Annotated in this window: 10 protein-coding genes and 1 pseudogene; 10 read left to right on the forward strand and 1 reads right to left on the reverse strand. The window is 44.5% G+C overall.

Going from position 1 to position 19,398, the window contains the following annotated elements; translation table 11 throughout:
* Positions 1-7: 7 nt before the first annotated feature.
* The 9 genes and pseudogenes from IGI72_RS06485 (at position 8) to IGI72_RS06525 (ending at position 17,076) form a co-directional block, all read left to right on the forward strand.
* Complete coding sequence (locus IGI72_RS06485; protein ID WP_438753525.1) at positions 8-6,373, forward strand: bacterial Ig-like domain-containing protein; 6,366 nt, start codon at positions 8-10, stop codon at positions 6,371-6,373.
* Positions 6,374-6,638: 265 nt separating this feature from the next.
* Positions 6,639-8,315, forward strand: a complete 1,677-nt coding sequence (gene kdpA, locus IGI72_RS06490; protein WP_438753528.1) for a potassium-transporting ATPase subunit KdpA — start codon at positions 6,639-6,641, stop codon at positions 8,313-8,315.
* A 12-nt stretch (positions 8,316-8,327) separates the two neighbouring features.
* The gene (gene kdpB, locus IGI72_RS06495) at positions 8,328-10,358 is read left to right on the forward strand and encodes a potassium-transporting ATPase subunit KdpB (protein WP_438753530.1); all 2,031 of its coding nucleotides are present in this window, start codon (positions 8,328-8,330) and stop codon (positions 10,356-10,358) included.
* A gap of 41 nt (positions 10,359-10,399) precedes the next feature.
* On the forward strand, positions 10,400-10,936 hold the full coding sequence (locus tag IGI72_RS06500; RefSeq protein ID WP_375836773.1) for a potassium-transporting ATPase subunit C: 537 nt from the start codon (positions 10,400-10,402) through the stop codon (positions 10,934-10,936).
* A 12-nt stretch (positions 10,937-10,948) separates the two neighbouring features.
* Positions 10,949-13,549, forward strand: coding sequence for a DUF4118 domain-containing protein (locus IGI72_RS06505; RefSeq protein ID WP_438753532.1), 2,601 nt, complete (start codon positions 10,949-10,951; stop codon positions 13,547-13,549).
* An 11-nt stretch (positions 13,550-13,560) separates the two neighbouring features.
* The gene (locus IGI72_RS06510) at positions 13,561-14,253 is read left to right on the forward strand and encodes a response regulator transcription factor (RefSeq protein WP_139960135.1); all 693 of its coding nucleotides are present in this window, start codon (positions 13,561-13,563) and stop codon (positions 14,251-14,253) included.
* A 218-nt stretch (positions 14,254-14,471) separates the two neighbouring features.
* Positions 14,472-15,494, forward strand: a complete 1,023-nt coding sequence (locus IGI72_RS06515; RefSeq protein ID WP_438753534.1) for a LacI family DNA-binding transcriptional regulator — start codon at positions 14,472-14,474, stop codon at positions 15,492-15,494.
* 150 nt (positions 15,495-15,644) lie between these two features.
* Positions 15,645-15,746, forward strand: a pseudogene (locus IGI72_RS06520) (carbohydrate ABC transporter permease); the annotation flags it as partial.
* A gap of 19 nt (positions 15,747-15,765) precedes the next feature.
* A complete protein-coding gene (locus IGI72_RS06525) occupies positions 15,766-17,076 on the forward strand; it encodes an alpha-glucosidase/alpha-galactosidase (protein ID WP_139960137.1) in 1,311 nt (436 codons plus the stop codon).
* A 253-nt stretch (positions 17,077-17,329) separates the two neighbouring features.
* Here IGI72_RS06525 and IGI72_RS06530 read toward each other — a convergent pair whose 3' ends face one another.
* Positions 17,330-17,761, reverse strand: a complete 432-nt coding sequence (locus IGI72_RS06530) for a GNAT family N-acetyltransferase (RefSeq protein ID WP_438753537.1) — start codon at positions 17,759-17,761, stop codon at positions 17,330-17,332.
* Between the two features lie 284 nt (positions 17,762-18,045).
* On the opposite strand from IGI72_RS06530, the gene IGI72_RS06535 reads away from it, so the two are divergent.
* Positions 18,046-19,386: a peptidoglycan DD-metalloendopeptidase family protein gene (locus IGI72_RS06535; RefSeq protein ID WP_438753540.1), complete on the forward strand. Its 1,341-nt coding sequence runs from the start codon at positions 18,046-18,048 to the stop codon at positions 19,384-19,386.
* The last annotated feature ends 12 nt before the right edge of the window (positions 19,387-19,398 follow it).

Below are 19,398 nucleotides of genomic sequence, written 5' to 3' on the forward strand. Positions count from 1 at the left end.
GGAAAAAATGAATAAGAGAAGCAAAAGAATTCGTCATGGGATCGTTGTTACCGCACTAGGAATCACTCAAGTGATCACTCCGATCATGGCGATAGCGGAAACAACCGAACAAGAACAGACCGTCAACACGCTAGACAAATCCGATCAACTACTAGAAACGATGACTGAATCGACAAATGATGCTAACGGAAACGAAGCACAAGCAGCTGAGGATGCTGAAACAGATTATTCTTCCGAAGCGAACAAAGAGGAATCATCAGCTGGTTCAGAAAACACGGAACCAAGTGAAACGACCACATCGGCTTCCTCAAATAGAACGGAAGATTCTAGCCATGCGAGACAAGAAAGTTCTTCAACATCCGATTCAAAAGAAACCAAAGAAGAGCAACACACACCTCGTGTCAGCACGCGCATCAATGACCAAGAACTTTTGGAAAAAGGCACCCTGCTGACCATTGCTGGCGAAGAATTCAGCCGTACGGAAGAAACACGAATCTTAAACAATAGTCCAGTGAAACTGAAATTGGATTTTGAAATCAATGACAAAGATTATTTCGCTGGCACCACTGCTGTTTTTGACTTGCCGCAAGGCCTTGGCTTTAGTGATGTGCAAGGAACCAATGAAGCGATCAATGCATCGTGGGCTGTAGACAGTGCAGCTCATCAACTGATGATCACGTTTAATCAATCGGTTCATGATGCCTCTTTTTCGATCGAGTTGACTAGTTATCTATATTCAGAAGATAAGCCTCAGCTAACGATTGAGATCGGCGATCAAAACCAGACAAGCTATGCGATTGATTTGTATGAAGAGGTCGATCCGATTCAATATGTGTCAGAAAAAAATGTCTTTGGGATGGAAGGAATGGTCTACTACAATACCGATCGGACATTATCTGGAACGGAAACTCTTTCACTGAATTTGGTTGATACGCCGGGGGCTTCCTTCAAAAAGATTGAGACCCAACCGTTAAAAGTTTTCAGCTATGAGGTGGATATCAAAGGAAAGATCAAACCAGAAACACAGACAGCATTAGTCGAAGGGACGGACTATACGATCACTTCAAATAGTCTTTACAATACTGCAGTTGAGATCAAACAGATGGACAAACAAAAGGCTTATGGGGTTTCTTATCAATTCACCATGAGTTTGACCGAGCTGACGGAATATACTGCCTCTTTTTCAAAAGGGTATCCAACGACCGGATTTGGTTCGGTACAGCTAAAACAAACAACTGCCCAAAACAGAGGGTTTTCCTTTATCGCAAAAACCAGCAAAGATGAAAAAGAAGTCGATTCTAGGTATTATATGGGGGTTGCTTCTGCCAGTTTTATGAATGGCCTTTCTAAAGGAAACTACTATGTATCAATTCATCAAATGCCGACGGAGATGAAAGCTGGTCAACAAATCATCCTTTCGAGTCAAAACGGACAGCCGATCGCGGCGAAACAGTTAACAGCAAGAGATGCCTTCTATCAAAATGTGACTTTTTCGGATTATTTTTCTGTCGAAAATAACGGGGACAAACTGATTGTGACCGCTACAAAAGACAGCAATCTCACTCTTGGTTCCACGAACATAACCGTACCCTTTGATCAGAAAGATATCATTCTCAATGTCTCGACACCGTTGATCGCCAATAGAGAATTCAAAATCGTTGAAGACAACTATGTCGAACCAATCAGTGTCCTTAATCCCAACAATGCTGAAACAGCTTGGGGAAATTATGACCAAAATGGAGCTTACATGAGTGATACCTCCATCAACATCGAAGGCAGTAACTCACAACCAATCGAAAATTTACAAATGTTTATTGAACATCCAGAGTATCTTTCTTTGAGAAAGGTACCAAAAGTTAGTTTTTACTACACATTAGGAAAAGATTATACGATTGAAGAAGTAGCAGGAGGAACGATGGTCACTTTTACGTCGCCCATTACCTATTCCGTTCAATTTGATATCGGCTTCAATTACGTGCCAGACAGTTTAGCACCGACAAAATCGATTCCTAATGATACAATTCCAATCACGATTTCCGCAATGGGACTTGACACGGTTCATACCTCCGTCTATACCGGAAGAAAACTGTATTCTGAACGCACGCTCCAAAGCAGTAAGAATCAGTTTTTAGTCAACGCGCGTCAAGATACCATCAGTGATTTGACCGTTGAAACTCATGTACCGAAAAATACCGATGTCGTGTTTTCGATCATCGATGTTTCCAATGAACAAGTCAGTGGCATTTATCCACAGTATTGGGATCGTGGCTATTATGATAACCAAGCCATGAAGGAAAGCGATCCGAATTATCCAACGATCACCCATGATGAAGAAACCAACTATTATACCTTTGATTTTGGGACGACCAATCGGCGCTACATTATTTCCTATCAATACGCCAATGGATGGCAGGAAATGAGTACGATTTATGTACCTGGTTATGCAAAAGAACCGTTATCAAATAATCAGCAAGGCACAGCCACAGTTTCAGTATCCAATACGGCGACAGATATTATTGGCATTACGCAAAATACCGTGAATAATACGAAAAACATGACGCAGGTCAAAGTCACGACAAAAAATATCGATGATGGCTCGAAAAAAGTAGCAAATCCAACGATCCTTTTAAAATCGTTAGGGAACACCAATGGCGAAATCGATTTAGGATCGATCGCTGTTTCGAATGTGCCAGATGACAGCTATGAAGTCAAAGAAGTTGATGGGAACGTACAGCTTGTCTTTTCAAACTATGTTCTAACGAAAAATATCGAAATCAGTTACAACGTCCTTTCACAAAACGCCGGCCAAATCTCAGCCTCAGCCACGATCGTTTCTGATACGATCGATACCTTGTCGGAAGCCAAACGGACGGCTACCTCGACGGTGGCCAATCTGCAATTTTCGGCAGGCGATTCCAGCGGGATCATCTACAAAACCAATGCGACGCTTGATGTTTATAATACCGAAGAACCAACTGAGAAGATTGCGGGGGTTACTTTGACGCTTTGGAATCAATTGACTGGAGATATCGTTTCTGTCGTAACGGATGAAAATGGAGAATACCAATTAACTGATATTTATACGGGGAACTATACGCTTTATGTTTCCTACGTCCCTGAAGGTTACGTCATACCACAGGAACTTCAGCTTGGTAAAGAGGTGCAAGTGAATCGCACGGGCAACCATCTTTCTGTCGGCATCACACCAGAAGAAGACTTATCGGCGATCAACGCCAAAGATAGCACGATCTACGTGGGAGATGAATGGCATGCTGAAGACAACTTTGTTTCAGCAACAGACAAGCATGGCAATGCGCTGAACTTCTCGGAAATTACCGTCAACGGTGAGGTCGACACGACAAACTTTGGCACCTATGAGGTAAAATACATCAACGGCAGTGTTAGTCAAACAGCGACGATCACCGTGGTTGCCAACCAAGAAACGGTAGCAGCAAAAGACAGCACGTTATATGTGGGCGATGCATGGACAGCAGCTGATAATTTTCTATCGGCAACGGATAAAGACGGCAATGCAGTGACAATCGCAGACGTGACCATCAACGGCGAAGTTGATACGGATACACCAGGAGAATACCAAGTCATTTATCGTAACGGAAAAGCCGAAGCGACAGCAACGATTACCGTGTTAGCTGATCAAACATCAATTAAAGTAAAAGATAGCACCTTATACGTCGGGGATGACTGGCATGCGGTTGATAACTTTGTTTCGGCAACGGACAAAACAGGAGCGAATGTCCCATTTTCAAATGTGACTGTTAGTGGAACCGTGGATACTTCCAAAGAAGGTCAATATCCAGTGGTTTATCAAAACGGCAATCAAAAAGCAACAGCGACGATCACCGTGGTTGCCAATCAAGAAACAGTCGTTGCCAAGGATAGTACACTTTATGTTGGAGATGCATGGGAACTTGCGGATAATTTTGTTTCAGCAACGGATAAGAAGGGACAACCGTTAAGCTTGGCAGAAGTCACCACCAGTGGTGACGTGGAAACGAAAGTACCAGGAGAATACCAAGTCATTTATCGCAATGGCAAAGCTGAAGCGACAGCAACGATCACCGTGTTAGCTGATCAAACATCGGTCAAAGTAAAAGATAGCACCTTATACGTGGGGGACGACTGGCATGCGGTGGATAACTTTGTTTCGGCAACGGACAAATCAGGAGCGAATGTACCATTTTCAAATGTGACCTTTAGTGGAACCGTGGATACTTCCAAAGAAGGTCAATATCCCGTGGTATATCAAAACGGCAAAATAAAAGCAACGGCGACGATTACGGTTGTTGCCAACCAAGAAACCGTAGTCGCTAAGGACAGTACGATTTATGTGGATGATAACTGGCAAGCTGCCGACAACTTCGTGTCAGCCAAAGACAAAGACGGTAATGAGCTAAAACTTGCAGATATCACAACAGTAGGTACAGTCGATAGCGCCACACCAGGGAAATATGAAGTGGTTTATCGCAATGGCAAAGCCGAAGCGACAGCAACGATCACCGTGTTAGCTGATCAAACGAGTGTCAAAGCCAAAGACAGTACTCTGTATGTCGGCGACGATTGGGAGGCTGCCGACAACTTTGTCTCAGCCACAGACAAAACGGGAGCAAACCTACCATTTTCAGGAGTAACCGTTAGTGGAACAGTTGATACGAGCAAAGAAGGTCAGTACAAAGTTACTTATAGCAATGGTAAAACGGAAGCTATTGCTACGATCACGGTTGTTGCGAACCAAGAAACGGTGGCAGCTAAAGATAGTACGTTGTATGTAGGTGACTCATGGGAAGCCGCCGACAATTTTGTATCGGCAACAGATAAAGACGGTAACGCAGTAAAACTGACTGATATCACAACAGTAGGCACAGTCGATAGCGCCACACCAGGGAAATATGAAGTGATTTATCGCAATGGCAAAGCCGAGGCGAAAGCGACGATCACCGTATTGGCAGATCAAACGAGTGTCAAAGCCAAAGACAGTACTCTGTATGTCGGCGACGATTGGGAGGCTGCCGACAACTTTGTCTCAGCCACAGACAAAACGGGAGCAAACCTACCATTTTCAGGAGTAACCGTTAGTGGCTCAGTCGATACCTCCAAAGCAGGCGAGTACCCAGTGGTTTACCAAAATGGTCATGTCAAAGCAACGGCGACGATTACGGTCGTTGCCAACCAAGAAACGGTAGTTGCTAAAGATAGTACGATTTATGAAGGCGATGACTGGCAAGCCGCCGACAACTATGTGTCGGCAACAGATAAAGACGGCAACGCAGTAAAACTGGCTAATATCACAACAGTAGGTACAGTTGACAGCGCCACACCAGGGAAATATGAAGTGGTTTATCGCAATGGCAAAGCCGAAGCGACTGCCACGATCACCGTGTTAGCTGATCAAACGAGTGTCAAAGCCAAAGACAGTACTCTGTATGTCGGCGACGATTGGGAAGCTGCCGACAACTTTGTCTCAGCCACAGACAAAACGGGAGCAACGGTTGAATTATCAGGAGTAATCGTTACTGGTACCGTCGATACCAGTCAAGAAGGCACATACGATGTCACTTATACGAATGGAAAAGTCAGCGCCACAGCGACAATCACTGTGGTTGCTCACGAAGAAACGGTCGTAGCAAAAGATAGTACAATCTATGAAGGAGAGAAATGGCAAGCCGTCGATAATTTTGTCTCGGCAACAGATAAAAGCGGACAAGCAGTCGATTATGATCAAGTATTGATTAGCGGTACAGTCAATACTGATGTGCCTGGAAAATACCAAGTCATCTATCGAAATGGCAAGGCCGAAGCAACTGCCACGATCACCGTGTTGGCAGACCAGACCTCTGTGACTGTGAAAGATAGCGTGATTTATGTCGGTGACAACTGGACAGCAGCCGACAATTTTGTCTCCGCTACGGATCGTGACGGTAAGTCACTCACGTTGGATCAGCTACTGGTGGACGGTTCGGTGGATACGAAGAAAACGGGCACCTATCAAGTCACCTATTCAATCGTCACTGATGAAGCAGCAACCCCTAACTTTTTCGCACGTTTATTTGGTGCTCGCTCACAAGAAGCAGTCACCGCCACAGCGACGATCAAAGTCGTTGAAAAAGCAGAAGAACCAGAGGAGAACGATCAGCAGCCAGAGAAAGATGATTCTGACAAAGGGCAACAAAAACCAACGGATGAAGGGCAGACTGACAAACAAACCAAAGCGACCGCAAAGGACAAACGGGTGCTACCAAAGACTGGTACAGCCATCACTCAAGGCTATTCGATTGCAGGAGTGAGCCTTGTTGCTCTAGCGGGGATCGTCTTCTTTCGTAAGAAACACACGAACAAAAGCAGAAAAACGAAATAAGTCGCAATGACTCTAGCAGCGGATATCGTGAAGGATATCCGCTGTTTTTGTTTTTTAAAATACCTGCTGTATTGCGGTTTTCTTATCCGATAAGCAGCCGTATAAAGAAGATATAAAGATGCTAGCAGAAGATTTACACTATTTTTATTTCTTTTTGCGTATGCTTACGTCATGAAGGAGTGAAGAATATGAATCTTGTTTTAGGAATAATCGGAGTGATCGTAATGATCTATCTCTTTTGGTACTTGTTTGAGGGGGGAGAACGATGAGTAGCTATTTTGTGCAAGGCTTTTTATTTTTACTGATCTTACTAGCAGCAGCGGTTCCTTTGGGCTGGTATATCAAAGAAATCATGCAAGGAAAAACACCGCGGTTTGTCCGCTTTATTCAACCCATTGAACGGTTGACCTATCGAGTGATTGGTTCGGTCAGTAATAAAGAAATGACCGCCAAAACCTATCTATTTTCCGTCTTGGCCGTCAGTGTCTTTTCCATCATCGGCTTGACCGGATTATTGATGGTTCAGCACTGGTTACCGCAAGGGGCAGCCGTTGAGAATATGTCCTTTGACTTAGCATTGAACACAGCCGTCAGTTTTGTGACGAACACGAACTGGCAAGCTTACGCTGGGGAAGAAGCACTGACCAATCTTTCCCAAGCATTAGGATTAACGGTGCAAAATTTCTTGTCAGCGGCAGTAGGACTAGCCGTATTGTGTGCCTTGATTCGTGGGCTGCAGCAAAAACAAAAACGTACGGTAGGGAATTTTTGGCAAGACATCACCCGTTCCTTGCTCTATATCCTTTTGCCACTTTCATTGATGTTAGCGATCTTGCTCCTGTCTCAAGGCGTTGTCCAAACGTTGAGCAGCGGCGTGGAAGTCAATGGATTTGAGGGGGAATCCTTTTGGATGGCGCTCGGACCAGTAGCGAGTCAAATCGCCATCAAGCAATTAGGGACCAACGGCGGCGGGTTCTTTGGCGCCAACGCCGCCCATCCATTTGAAAACCCAACGATGTTCAGTAATTTTTTAGAAAACTTAGCGATCTTGTTGCTGCCAGCTGCTTTGATTTTTGCCTTTGGCTTTTGGATCAAAGAATGGAAACAAGGACGTACGATCTTGATCACCGCAATCGTCTTTTTGATCCTAGCTTTTATTGGCGTAGTGATCAGTGAAGCTTATGGACCGCAATTCAGTCAAGTGCTTGGGAATGCCAATCTAGAAGGCAAAGAAGTACGTTTCGGTGTCGGTTGGTCGAGTCTCTGGGCAGTGAGTACCACTGCTGCTTCCAGTGGATCAGTCAATGCCATGCTGGATAGTTTCACACCACTCGGGGGTGCGATTCCGATGTTCTTGATGCAGCTGGGGGAAATCATCTTTGGCGGTGTCGGCAGCGGGCTTTATGGCATGATTGCTTTTCTATTATTGACGGTCTTTATCGCTGGTTTACTCGTCGGACGAACACCCGAATATATCGGCAAAAAAATCGAAGCCTTTGACATTAAAATGACGAGTATCGTTATTTTGACGCCATTGCTACTGACGCTTTTCGGGGCTATGTTGATGACCTTGCATCCTGACATCATGAGCTGGCTAACCAACCAAGGCGCCCATGGCTTTAGCGAACTGTTGTATGCAGCAACTTCGTTTAGCAACAACAACGGGAGTGCCTTTGGCGGCTTGACCGCAGATACTGTTTTCCTGAATAGTTTGGGTAGTATCTTGATGTTCGTTTCACGTTTCGTTCCCATCGCAGCCATCTTGTATCTGGCAGAAAACATGGGGGCCAAAAAGAAAACCGTTCGTAATGAAGGAACCTTGTCAACCACGAGTCCAGTCTTTGTCACGATGCTGATCATTGTGATCATCGTGATCGGTGCACTGAGCTTTTTACCAGCGATGGCTTTAGGACCAATCGCAGACTTTTTTACAACGAAATAGGAGAGAGAAAAAATGAAAAAAATCTATCAATGGGCGATCGGCGAATCCTTTAAGAAATTGGATCCTCGCCAACAAATCAAAAACCCCGTAATGTTTGTGGTTTACTTAGGGGCGATCTTGACAACGGTTTTATGTTTTCAAGAACAAACGGTCCCGTTGTGGTTTAGCATCAGTGTGACCATCTTCTTATGGTTGACCTTGTTGTTTGCCAATTTTGCCGAAGCAGTGGCAGAAGGGCGCGGCAAAGCACAAGCGGATAGTTTGAAGCAAGCCAAAAAAGAAATCATGACCTACAAAGTCATGTCCCTGGAAGATGTCGCCAAAGAGGCTTTTATCGAAGTCCGTTCCTCCGATTTGAAAAAAGGCGACTTGGTGTACGTTCCATCTGGCGAACAAATCCCTGCCGATGGGGATGTCGTGGAAGGTGCTGCTTCGGTGGACGAAAGTGCCATCACAGGAGAATCAGCACCTGTCATTCGTGAGTCTGGTGGCGACCGCAGTGCAGTCACGGGAGGAACGTTAGTCGTTTCCGATTACTTGGTCATCAAAGTGACCGCTGAAAATGGCCATTCCTTTTTGGATAAGATGATTGCGATGGTGGAAGGGACGCAACGGAAAAAAACACCCAATGAGATTGGCTTGCAGCTGTTCTTAGTGACACTGACCATCATCTTCTTGGCAGTTTCCATCACATTGATTCCTTTTACCGATTTTAGCAGTCAGTTATCTGGTCGGGGAACGGCGATTTCCAGTGTGATCGTGATCGCGTTACTGATTTGTCTTGCACCGACCACGATCGGCGCCTTGATTTCCTCGATTGGGATCGCTGGAATGAGTCGTTTGACCAAAGAAAACGTCATCGCCATGAGTGGACGCGCGATTGAAGCAGCAGGAGATGTGGATGTTTTGCTGCTGGATAAAACAGGAACCATTACTCTGGGGAACCGCCGTGCCAGTGAGTTCTTGCCAGTACCAGGGGTCACCGCCAAAGAGTTGGCAGATGCAGCGCAGTTGGCATCCTTTGCCGATGAAACGGCGGAAGGCCGCAGTATCGTGATTTTAGCCAAAGAAGCCTTCAATATTCGTGAACGGGAATTTCAGCAAGCCGATGTTCATTGGATCGATTTTAGTGCCAAAACACGGATGTCTGGGATCGACTATCGTGGCGATGAGATCCGTAAAGGAGCTGCGGATACGATCAAGCAATATGTGACGGCAAAAGGGCAGACCTATCCCACGGCATGTGATGAGATCGTAGAAAAGGTCGCTAAGGCTGGTGGAACCCCATTGGTCGTAGTGAAAAATGGCCAAGTACTCGGAGTCGTTTATTTAAAAGACATCGTGAAAAACGGCGTCAAAGAAAAATTTGCCGACATGCGCAAGATGGGCATCAAGACGATCATGATCACTGGGGACAATCCCTTGACGGCAACTGCTATTGCCGCCGAAGCGGGCGTCGATGATTTCTTAGCCGAAGCAACACCAGAAAACAAAATGAACCTGATTCGCGAATATCAGGAAAAAGGGCATTTGGTGGCGATGACAGGGGATGGAACCAACGATGCCCCCGCACTCGCCCAAGCCGATGTGGCAATGGCGATGAACACTGGTACGCAAGCAGCCAAAGAAGCGGGCAATATGATCGACCTTGATTCCAGCCCGACCAAATTACTGCAAGTAGTCCAAATTGGTAAACAACTGCTGATGACCCGTGGGGCATTGACGACCTTTAGTATCGCAAATGATATCGCCAAATACTTCGCAGTGATCCCTGTTCTGTTTTATGCGATTTATCCAGAACTCGCAGCGCTGAATATCATGAATCTTGGTAGTCCCTTAACTGCGATTTTGTCTGCAGTCATCTACAATGCAGTCGTGATCATCGCCTTGATCCCTTTGGCGTTAAAAGGGGTCAAATACCAAGAAAAACCAGCCAGCCAAATGCTGCGGCACAATCTGGTCGTCTACGGCCTAGGCGGCATCATCGCACCATTCATTTGCATCAAGCTAGTAGATTTGCTTTTATCAGCTGTTCTGCTATAAGAAAAATCCATCAGAGTCAAGGAGTCATTTAGGAGGAAAACATGATGAAGAACACCCTCTTTGCCAGTATCAAATTTTTACTAGTTAGTACCGTGCTATTTGGCGGTCTCTATACATTGTTGGTCACTGGTGTCGGACAAGTCTTTTTTGCCCATCAAGCCAACGGCAGTCAAATCGTGGAAGACGGAGCGGTCAAAGGATCTGAGCTGCTTGCGCAACCCTTTGACCAAGCAGGTTACTTCCAAGGGCGTGATCAAACCGTTTCACAATTGTCGCCCTATGATACGACCCAAAAAAAGACTGTAGCTGAGCGGACAGCGGCGTTGCTGGCAGAAAATCCAACCCAAACCAGTGTGCCGATCGATCTCGTGACCGCTTCGGGTAGTGGCGTTGATCCCGATATCAGTGTCGAAGCGGCACTTTTTCAACTGCCACGGATTGCTGACACAAGAGGCATCGATGAACAAATAATTCATGATATAATAAACAGGAATAAAGTAGCTGATCTGTTCTCCACGAGAGAATACGTCAATATCATGACCTTGAATCAGCAGCTCAATCAATTACCCGAGGAATAGGGGGAAGCATCTATGAGTGAAAACAACCAGCAGACGATCCCAGAAGAGATGCTGCTGCAAGCAGGCTTTGGACCTAAACGTGGCAAACTACGGGTGTTTTTCGGTTTTGCTGCCGGTGTCGGAAAAACCTATACGATGTTAACCGAAGCCCATGAGTGTTTGCTCATGGGCAAAAATGTGGTGATCGGCTATATCGAACCCCACAAACGTCCCGATACCAATCGATTGCTTGAAGGGTTACCACAAGTACCATTAAAGCAATACCAGCACAAGCAATTGACCCTTTATGAGCCAGATATCGATCGACTGATCCAACTAAAACCAGATATCGTCTTGATTGATGAGTTGGCACATACCAATCCCATTGGTGCGCGAAACAAAAAACGTTACCAAGATGTCGATGAACTATTGAATGCAGGAATCACCGTCTACACGACCATCAATGTCCAGCATATCGAAAGTCTGAATGATATCGTGGAAAAGGTCACGGAAGTGGAAGTCAGAGAAACGGTGCCTGACACCTTTTTCCAACACGCCAGTTTGCGGGTAGTGGATGTTGAACCAGACGAACTGATCGATCGATTGGAACAAGGAAAAATCTATGCTGATGAAAATGCCAAACGAGCGCTAAAAAATTTTTTTACGCCAGAAAAACTTGATCATCTGCGGGGATTAGCGATCCAAAAAGCTTCCAATCATATCAATCAAATGAACGGCGGTCGAAAACGAGTTCAAAGCAAGCTTTTGACCATCATTGATGATCGCTTGCCGAAAATGGCAGAAAAATGCATTCGTTGGACCGCTCGCTTAGCCCAAGGAGTCGGTGCCGAATGGACGGTCATCCAAGTTCGATCGTTAGATGATACACCTACCGAAGTGCCGTTGGCAGAGCGTTTGGGTGCAGAAGTCATCAACATTGAAGCGGATGACAGTTTTGAAACCATCGTAGAGTATGCCAAAATGACGGGTGCCAGTGACATTATCATGGGGAAACAGGTTTCTCAAAAGTGGTTCCAAAAATTGTTTGTCGAGGATTTAGAAGACCGCTTGATTCGCCGCCTTGATGACATTGAGATCCATTTGATTCCTTTTAAAGAAAAAATGCAACGACCCCGGCTAACGTTTTCGCAATTATTTGAAGGCGGCGGTCGAGATTTCACCTTGACCTTTGGGCTGATCATGCTCGCCACCTTAGTGACAGAAGGCATGCAGTATCTGCATTTCGGCGAGCAGAACTTGATGCTGGTCTACATCTTTTTTGTTCTCTTAGTGGCCCGTTACACGAGTGGCTATCTATGGAGTGCCATGGCATCGATCATTAGTGTCCTTTCTTACAACTGGTTCTTTGTCGAACCCTTGTATTCCTTGACGGTCTATAAAGCAGGTTATCCAATCACATTAGTGATCATGCTGATCGTTGCCTTGATGATCAGTAACTTGATGGTTCGATTGAAGACCCAAGCAGAAAATGCCAAGGAAAAAGAGCATCAAATGGAGATATTGTATGAACTGAACAAACAATACATGGAAACGCGGAATGAGCAAGAAATCTATGAAAGTACGACCACCTATTTGGCACGCTTACTACAGCGAGAAGTGGCGTTATATGACAGAGAAGGCCACTTGAGAAGTCTGCATTCTTCAAGAGAAACACTGTCTCAACTGACTGGTAAGGATGAGAAAGCCGTCGCTTTTTGGGTCGTGAAAAATCAAAAAGAAGCTGGTCGCGGCACAGATACTCTGATTGGTGCCAATGGGTTCTACTTGCCGATCGTTTTAAACGGCAAACCACTAGGCGCCCTTGGGGTAGAACGCAACGAGGAACATCAGTTGGCCAATAGTCAATTGAATTACTTGCGCCTTGTGATCACCCAAATCGCGACCGTGTTGGAACAAGTCTCATTAGCGAGTGAGAAAGAACAGATCCAATTAGAAAACGAACGGGAAAAAGTCCGCAGCAATCTACTGCGTGCGGTCTCTCATGACTTGCGGACCCCCTTGACGACAATTTCTGGCATTGCCGAAACATTGAGCGAAACCGAAGGCGTGATCAAAAAGGAAACGAAACAAAAGCTGCTAGGAGACATCCAAAGTGAATCCCAGTGGTTGATCCGCATGGTCGAAAACTTATTGTCGGTGACCCGCATCAACTTGACCAATATGGCGGTCAAGCGCAGTGAAGAACCAATCGAAGAAATTATCGAAGCGGTTTTGACACACCTAAAAAAAGTCTATCCGCAACAAAAAATCATCGTGAAAATGCCTGATCAGCTGATTTTTGTTCAAGTCGATCCCATCTTGATCGAACAAGCCTTGTTTAATTTGATTGAAAATGGGGTTCGCCATGGAACCGCCGATACACCGATTTTCTTGCGAGTTTCTCAAGAGCAAGAAGTGGTCATTGAAATCGAAAACCAAGGGGAGATCCCCTTAGGACAATACCAAAAAATCCAAGCGAATTTGACCAATGACGCCGAAGTGCCGGTGGATTCAAAAAATGGATTAGGTATCGGACTGAGTATCGTCAAAACCATCATCCATGCCCATGAAGGCAAATTAGCAATCGAAACGAAAGCAGGGAGTACGATCTTTCGTATTTATTTAAAGCAGTAAGGAGGGAGAACATGCAGCGACATTTTTTATTGATTGAAGATGATTCGAATATTGTTGATTTTATGGAGGTCGTCTTGCAAAGAGAGCATTACAACTTTACATCAGTCGGCACTGGCATGGAGGCATTGATGCTCTTGCAGGAAGAAACCATCGACTTCATCTTACTGGATCTGGGCTTACCGGACATTGACGGTATGGAGCTGTTGAAAATCATTCGTAAGCGCATGAACACACCGATCATCGTGATCTCTGCCCGCAAAGATGAACAAGACAAAGTGCAAGCATTAGACCTCGGTGCCGATGATTATGTAACGAAGCCCTTCAGTACCAATGAGTTATTTGCCCGCATTCGCACGGCACTACGGCACAAGGAGACAGCTGCCTTTAGCAGCAGCCCAATTCTCGTAAACAAGGAGTTAACGATCGATTTTGAGAAAAAAATCCTGTACAAGAATCAAAATGAGATCCATTTGACCAAAAACGAATACCGCATCATGGCAGTTATGTTCAAGAATTTAGGCAAAGTCGTCACTTACGATACCCTGACTAGCGAAGTCTGGGGACCTTTTGCAGCGGATGCACAAACCTTGCGAGTCAATATCTCAAACATTCGCAAAAAAATCGAAACCAATACGCTGCAGCCAGAATATTTGATCACTGAAATCGGCGTCGGGTATCGCTTGCGGGAGTATCCAGCAGAGTAGCGGTCGTCATTGGAAATAAGGAGGAAAAACGTGCAGCGGCTCTTTGGTCGCTGCACGTTTCTATTTTTTGTTAATTGCGAAGAGACGTTGAACTGATTGCTTCTCCGTAGATGATTTGAAACTGTGGTAAACAAGTAGGTTGGTTGTTAACTAAAATTTCTTTTCATTCTGATCATTTTGTGTTTATATCATAGTATAAAGTAAAAAAGGAGAGTATTATGGCAGGAATTAGAGACGTCGCAAAACGAGCAGGTGTATCGATCGCAACTGTATCGAGGGTGCTCAATGAAGATCCTACGTTATCTGTCACGCAAGAAACAAAAAATAAGATCAACGAAGCCGTGGAATATTTTCACTATAGTAAGAAGAAAGTACTTGTGAAAAAGGCAATGAATATTGCAGTGGTATCCACTGTTTCGGAAGAAGCTGAATTAGAAGATCCCTATTTTCGGGCGATTCGTCGTGGCATTCAAGCACAAGCAGAACAAAATAAGTTTCGCATAAAAAAAACGTATTATATGTCTGAACGCCCCGTTGCCATTGAGGAGCTAAGGGAGTATCAGGGAATCCTTGTCATTGGTCAAGTCTTGCCAACTTTTTTAGCAAAGATCGCAGCAGTCAATCCTCATATCGTCGTGATCGATGATCCTTCTTTGTCTTCAGAATGGGATGCGGTATATACGGATTTCTCTATAGCAGCAACCGAGCACTTAGAGCGTTTGTATAAAAAAGGGCATCGAAATATCGCTTTTATTGGGGGATATCGGGTACGTTTGGATGCATCCAGTGAGAAACATCAATCGCCAGATGATATGCGGATGAACACTTATGTGTATTGGATGAAAGAAAAAGGATTGGAAGAATACATCAATGTTTACCTAGAAGGATGGAACACATTAGACGGTATCAAAGCCACTGAGCAATTGCTTGAACAATGCAAAGAGAGCCTTCCTTCAGCTATTATGGTCGCCAATGATTCGATTGCAGTTGGTACATATCGCTCCTTGCAAAAACGTGGGTATCGGATACCAGAAGATATCTCAGTAGTCAGTTTCAACAATATCGAAGTTGCAGAATTTTTGACCCCATCTTTAAGTACCGTTGCCATCGATATGGAAGAACTAGGAAAAATTGCTTTACGGATGGTAGAAGAGCGGATCAAAGGCATTCGTCAAGTACCTGTTAAAATCATGGTGGCCAGTAAGATGATCGTCAGAGAAAGTGAAAAAGAAAGAGATTAATGCTGAGAGTAAACACTGTAAAGTGTTTACTCTTTTTATTTTAGTTAAAAGTCATTGACAATCTGATTAGTAAACAGTATATTTGTTTTGTAAAAAGAAAACGGATACATAAAAAACAGTGGATGAATTGCTTCAAGAAAGTGCCTCTAAATGGCAGGCTCGTTACTAGCGATTTGGCCCATGGTTGCTGTCTTTATCATTTTTCAACGTAAATTTATTGAAGGAATTGCCACTACTGGCGGTAAATTATAAAAGAATGGAGCAATAGAAAATGACAAAAATCACCTTTATCGGAGCAGGAAGCACTATTTTCGCTAAAAATGTTCTAGGAGATGCAATGTTAACCCCGAGCTTAGCAGATTCCCACATCGCCCTTTACGACATCGATGAGAAACGACTTCGTGAATCTGAGGCAATGTTAAAGACGATCAATAAAAATGCCAATCAAAACCGAGCAGAAATACAGGTCTATCATGACCGCAAAGAAGCACTAAGAGATGCCGACTTTGTAGTAAACGCCATTCAAGTTGGTGGCTACAAACCTTCCACCATTATTGACTTTGAGATACCGAAGAAATATGGCTTACGCCAAACAATAGGTGACACGATGGGCATTGGCGGAATATTTCGGACGTTGCGTACGTTACCAGTCATGTTGGAATTTGCTCGAGAAATGGAGGAAGTTTGTCCAAATGCATGGTTGCTTAATTATACGAACCCGATGGCGATGCTGACGATGGGGGTATTGAAAGCAACATCCATCAAAACGGTTGGGCTTTGTCATAGTGTGCAAGTATGTGTTCCAGAATTATTCGAGCATTTAGGGATCAAAGAACAATATGATCTGGCTGACTTCCAGTGGAAAATTGCAGGGATCAATCATATGGCATTTTTATTGGAAATTACCAAAGATGGGGAAGATTTCTATCCAACGATCCGTCAGTTGGCTGAAGAGAAAGAAAATCCCCACCGTGATTCAGTCCGCTTTGAATTGATGAAACGTTTTGGCTATTATATTACCGAATCTAGTGAGCACAATGCCGAGTATCACCCTTATTTCATTAAATCAAAATACCCAGAATTGATCGACGAACTGGGGATTCCGTTGGATGAATATTTAACCCGTTGCGAAAATCAGATTCGCGATTGGGAAACGATGCGGGAGGATATCGTCGATAATGGCGATTTGACCCATAAGAGAAGTCGGGAATACGCCTCTTATATCATGGATGCCATTAAGACTGGCAATCCAACCGTTATTGCTGGAAACGTATTGAATAAAGGCTTGATCACCAATTTACCAGAGGATGTCTGTGTGGAAGTTCCATGTTTGGTGGATAAGAACGGCATCCAACCAACCTACGTGGGCGCTTTACCAACGCAGCTTGCTGCATTGAACCGAACCAACATCAATGTGCAAGAATTGACTGTCGAAGCAGCGTTGACCCTTGAGAAAGACAAGATTTATCAAGCAGCTTACCTCGATCCTCATTTATCATCAGAGTTATCATTGGCAGATATTACCCAATTAGTCGATGATTTGATTGAAGCCCATGGGGATTATTTACCAGATTATCACTGATAAAGAAGGAAACTGGTTCACTCAAACGGTATCGAAAAAAATCCTTTAATTGCTATCGCGAAGTGATTGTCACCAATGGTGGAACCATTGGTTGAAATACCGCTAGTAAATAAAGAAAGCATTGCCGATCCAGCAAATGGAAGGCAATGCTTTTTGTCGTTTATTGTATCCATTGATTCGACGGGTAAGCCAATTAGCGGTTATGGTCGTACGATTGATCAAAAGGGGAAAAAGAAGGTGAAAAAAAGCAGCATCAACGATGCCACTCCATGGTGTTTTCGATTTCATTGGTATCAGAGTCCAGTTGTTCAGAAACGATGGTAAAGCCATGTTTGAGATAAAACGCAATAGCAGCTGTATTTTTTTGGTAGACGTTCAGAGTCAGCTTCTCGTGTTCTGCTTGTACTTTATGTAAAAGCTGCTTGCCAATGCCGTGGGCACGATAGTCTTTCAAAACGAAAATACCAGCGATATACTCATCCAACAACCCGATGAAGCCGACGGGCTGATCATCCACCGAATAGGTGTAGATAAGGGCATTGGCAAAGGCTTTTTTCACAAAGTCATAGTTATCTTGCCAATGGGCAGCTGCGATAAAGTCATGGGCATCCAAATTGCTTTGCAGCCAAATCTGGGCGATAGTTTCTAATTCAGAATCGGTAAATTTGGTCACTTGTTGTATCATGAGAACCTCCGTTTTTTAATCCAGTATAGCATAGGTTCACTGCTGATTACTGCAAATCGCGGCATTTTCATAGGCAATCGGACAGGAGATGAACCGATTGATAAGTAACGAAGGTTAAATGGCGAAGAAAAGCAATCTTTTTCGTTGAAATATTCTAACAACTTTGTTTCAGCTAGATGTCAATTTCTTGCAGCCAGATGTTATTTGTGTGAAAACAGCCCCAAGAGTGAAATCTTTCGGTATGCTAGAGAAAGCGATATGACACATCTAGTTAAGGAGAAAAAATGAAAAAGACACTTTTGGTTGCAAGTTCACTTGTTTTGCTGACGCTGCCTGTCGTGACGGTATCCGCAGACAGCTTTGATCAGAAGATCCAGCAGCAAAATGAAAAAATCAATGACATAAAAAATGAATCCACCTCATTAGAATCACTGAAACGATCTACAGAGGCAGAGATTCAATCGATTGAAGGAGAAATCCAAGCAATCCTACAAAAGAAAACGACGACGGAAGAAGAAGTCAATGCCTTGGCACAAGAAATCCAAGTCCTTGAAGAGAAAATCATCAAGCGCACAGAAGTACTGGCGAATCAAGCGCGTGACATTCAAACGTCGGAACCTTCCAATCGTTTGTTCCAAAAAATCGTTGATGCGGAGTCCATCGGAGAAGCTATTCAACGGGCGATCGCTTCAGTAACGATCATGAATGCCAGCAATAGCATTGTCGAACAACAGCAAGAAGATATTGCAACAAGCCAGAAATTGGAAAAAGAGTTGCAGGAACAATTGGTTGCAATCGAAGAGCAGTCAAGCGCATTGCAAGGAAAACAAGCGGAATTAGCTGATGTCAAGTTGAATCAAGAAGTTGCACTAGCCGACCTTGCCTTGGCGTTGAACACCGAAGAAGAGAAAAAAGACCAATTGGAAGCGGACAAAGCAGAAGCACAACGGCAAAAAGAAGCAGCGTTGCAGCAATTGGCTGAGCAAGAAGCACAAGAAGCAAAAGCGCGCAAAGAAGCAGAAGAAGCAGCAAAACGTCAGCAAGCAGCAGAAGCCAAGTCAGCTGAAACCGCCGAAAGTCCTGCCGTTCAACAAGCAGCAGTGGCAGCAGCCCAGCCGAAGACGGAAGCCGCAGTGGCGCCAGAAACATCGGTGTCGTCAGAAAAAACTGCAGCTACGCCTGCACCTGTGCAGCAAGCAGCTGAGCCAAAGGAACAAGCAAGCACAGGTGGATGGCAAATGCCAGTCGATTCGGTTCATATTTCGAGTCGTTTTGGGTATCGAACAGATCCAACAGGTGCATCAGGAAATCAACATAATGGCATCGACTTTACTGGGGGGACAGGAACGCCGATCTATGCGATCCAAGCAGGCGAAGTCGTTGAAGCGGGCTATGGTCCGTCAACTGGTAACTATGTGATCATCAAACATGCCAATGGCGTTTACAGCTACTACATGCACTTTAGTACGCTGCCAGCTGTCTCGGTCGGACAAAGCGTCTCAGCTAGACAATATGTTGGCGGTATGGGAACGACTGGAAATTCAACTGGCGTCCATCTACATTTAGGGATGTCAACAAGCTTGTGGTCAGGATTCTTTGATCCGGCGCCAGAATTAGGCTTATAATAGTCAGAAAAA

The sequence above is a fragment of the Enterococcus sp. DIV1059_2 genome (assembly GCF_051713685.1).
GTDB lineage: Bacteria > Bacillota > Bacilli > Lactobacillales > Enterococcaceae > Enterococcus_D > Enterococcus_D casseliflavus.

Coding starts and splice junctions, on each gene's coding strand:
- IGI72_RS06535 (WP_438753540.1), top strand. CDS start 18,046: ATGAAAAAGACACTTTTGGTTGCAAGTTCACTTGTTTTGCTGACGCTG.
- kdpB (WP_438753530.1), top strand. CDS start 8,328: ATGAAAAAAATCTATCAATGGGCGATCGGCGAATCCTTTAAGAAATTG.
- IGI72_RS06530 (WP_438753537.1), bottom strand. CDS start 17,761: ATGATACAACAAGTGACCAAATTTACCGATTCTGAATTAGAAACTATC.
- kdpA (WP_438753528.1), top strand. CDS start 6,639: ATGAGTAGCTATTTTGTGCAAGGCTTTTTATTTTTACTGATCTTACTA.
- IGI72_RS06510 (WP_139960135.1), top strand. CDS start 13,561: ATGCAGCGACATTTTTTATTGATTGAAGATGATTCGAATATTGTTGAT.
- IGI72_RS06500 (WP_375836773.1), top strand. CDS start 10,400: ATGATGAAGAACACCCTCTTTGCCAGTATCAAATTTTTACTAGTTAGT.
- IGI72_RS06505 (WP_438753532.1), top strand. CDS start 10,949: ATGAGTGAAAACAACCAGCAGACGATCCCAGAAGAGATGCTGCTGCAA.
- IGI72_RS06515 (WP_438753534.1), top strand. CDS start 14,472: ATGGCAGGAATTAGAGACGTCGCAAAACGAGCAGGTGTATCGATCGCA.
- IGI72_RS06525 (WP_139960137.1), top strand. CDS start 15,766: ATGACAAAAATCACCTTTATCGGAGCAGGAAGCACTATTTTCGCTAAA.
- IGI72_RS06485 (WP_438753525.1), top strand. CDS start 8: ATGAATAAGAGAAGCAAAAGAATTCGTCATGGGATCGTTGTTACCGCA.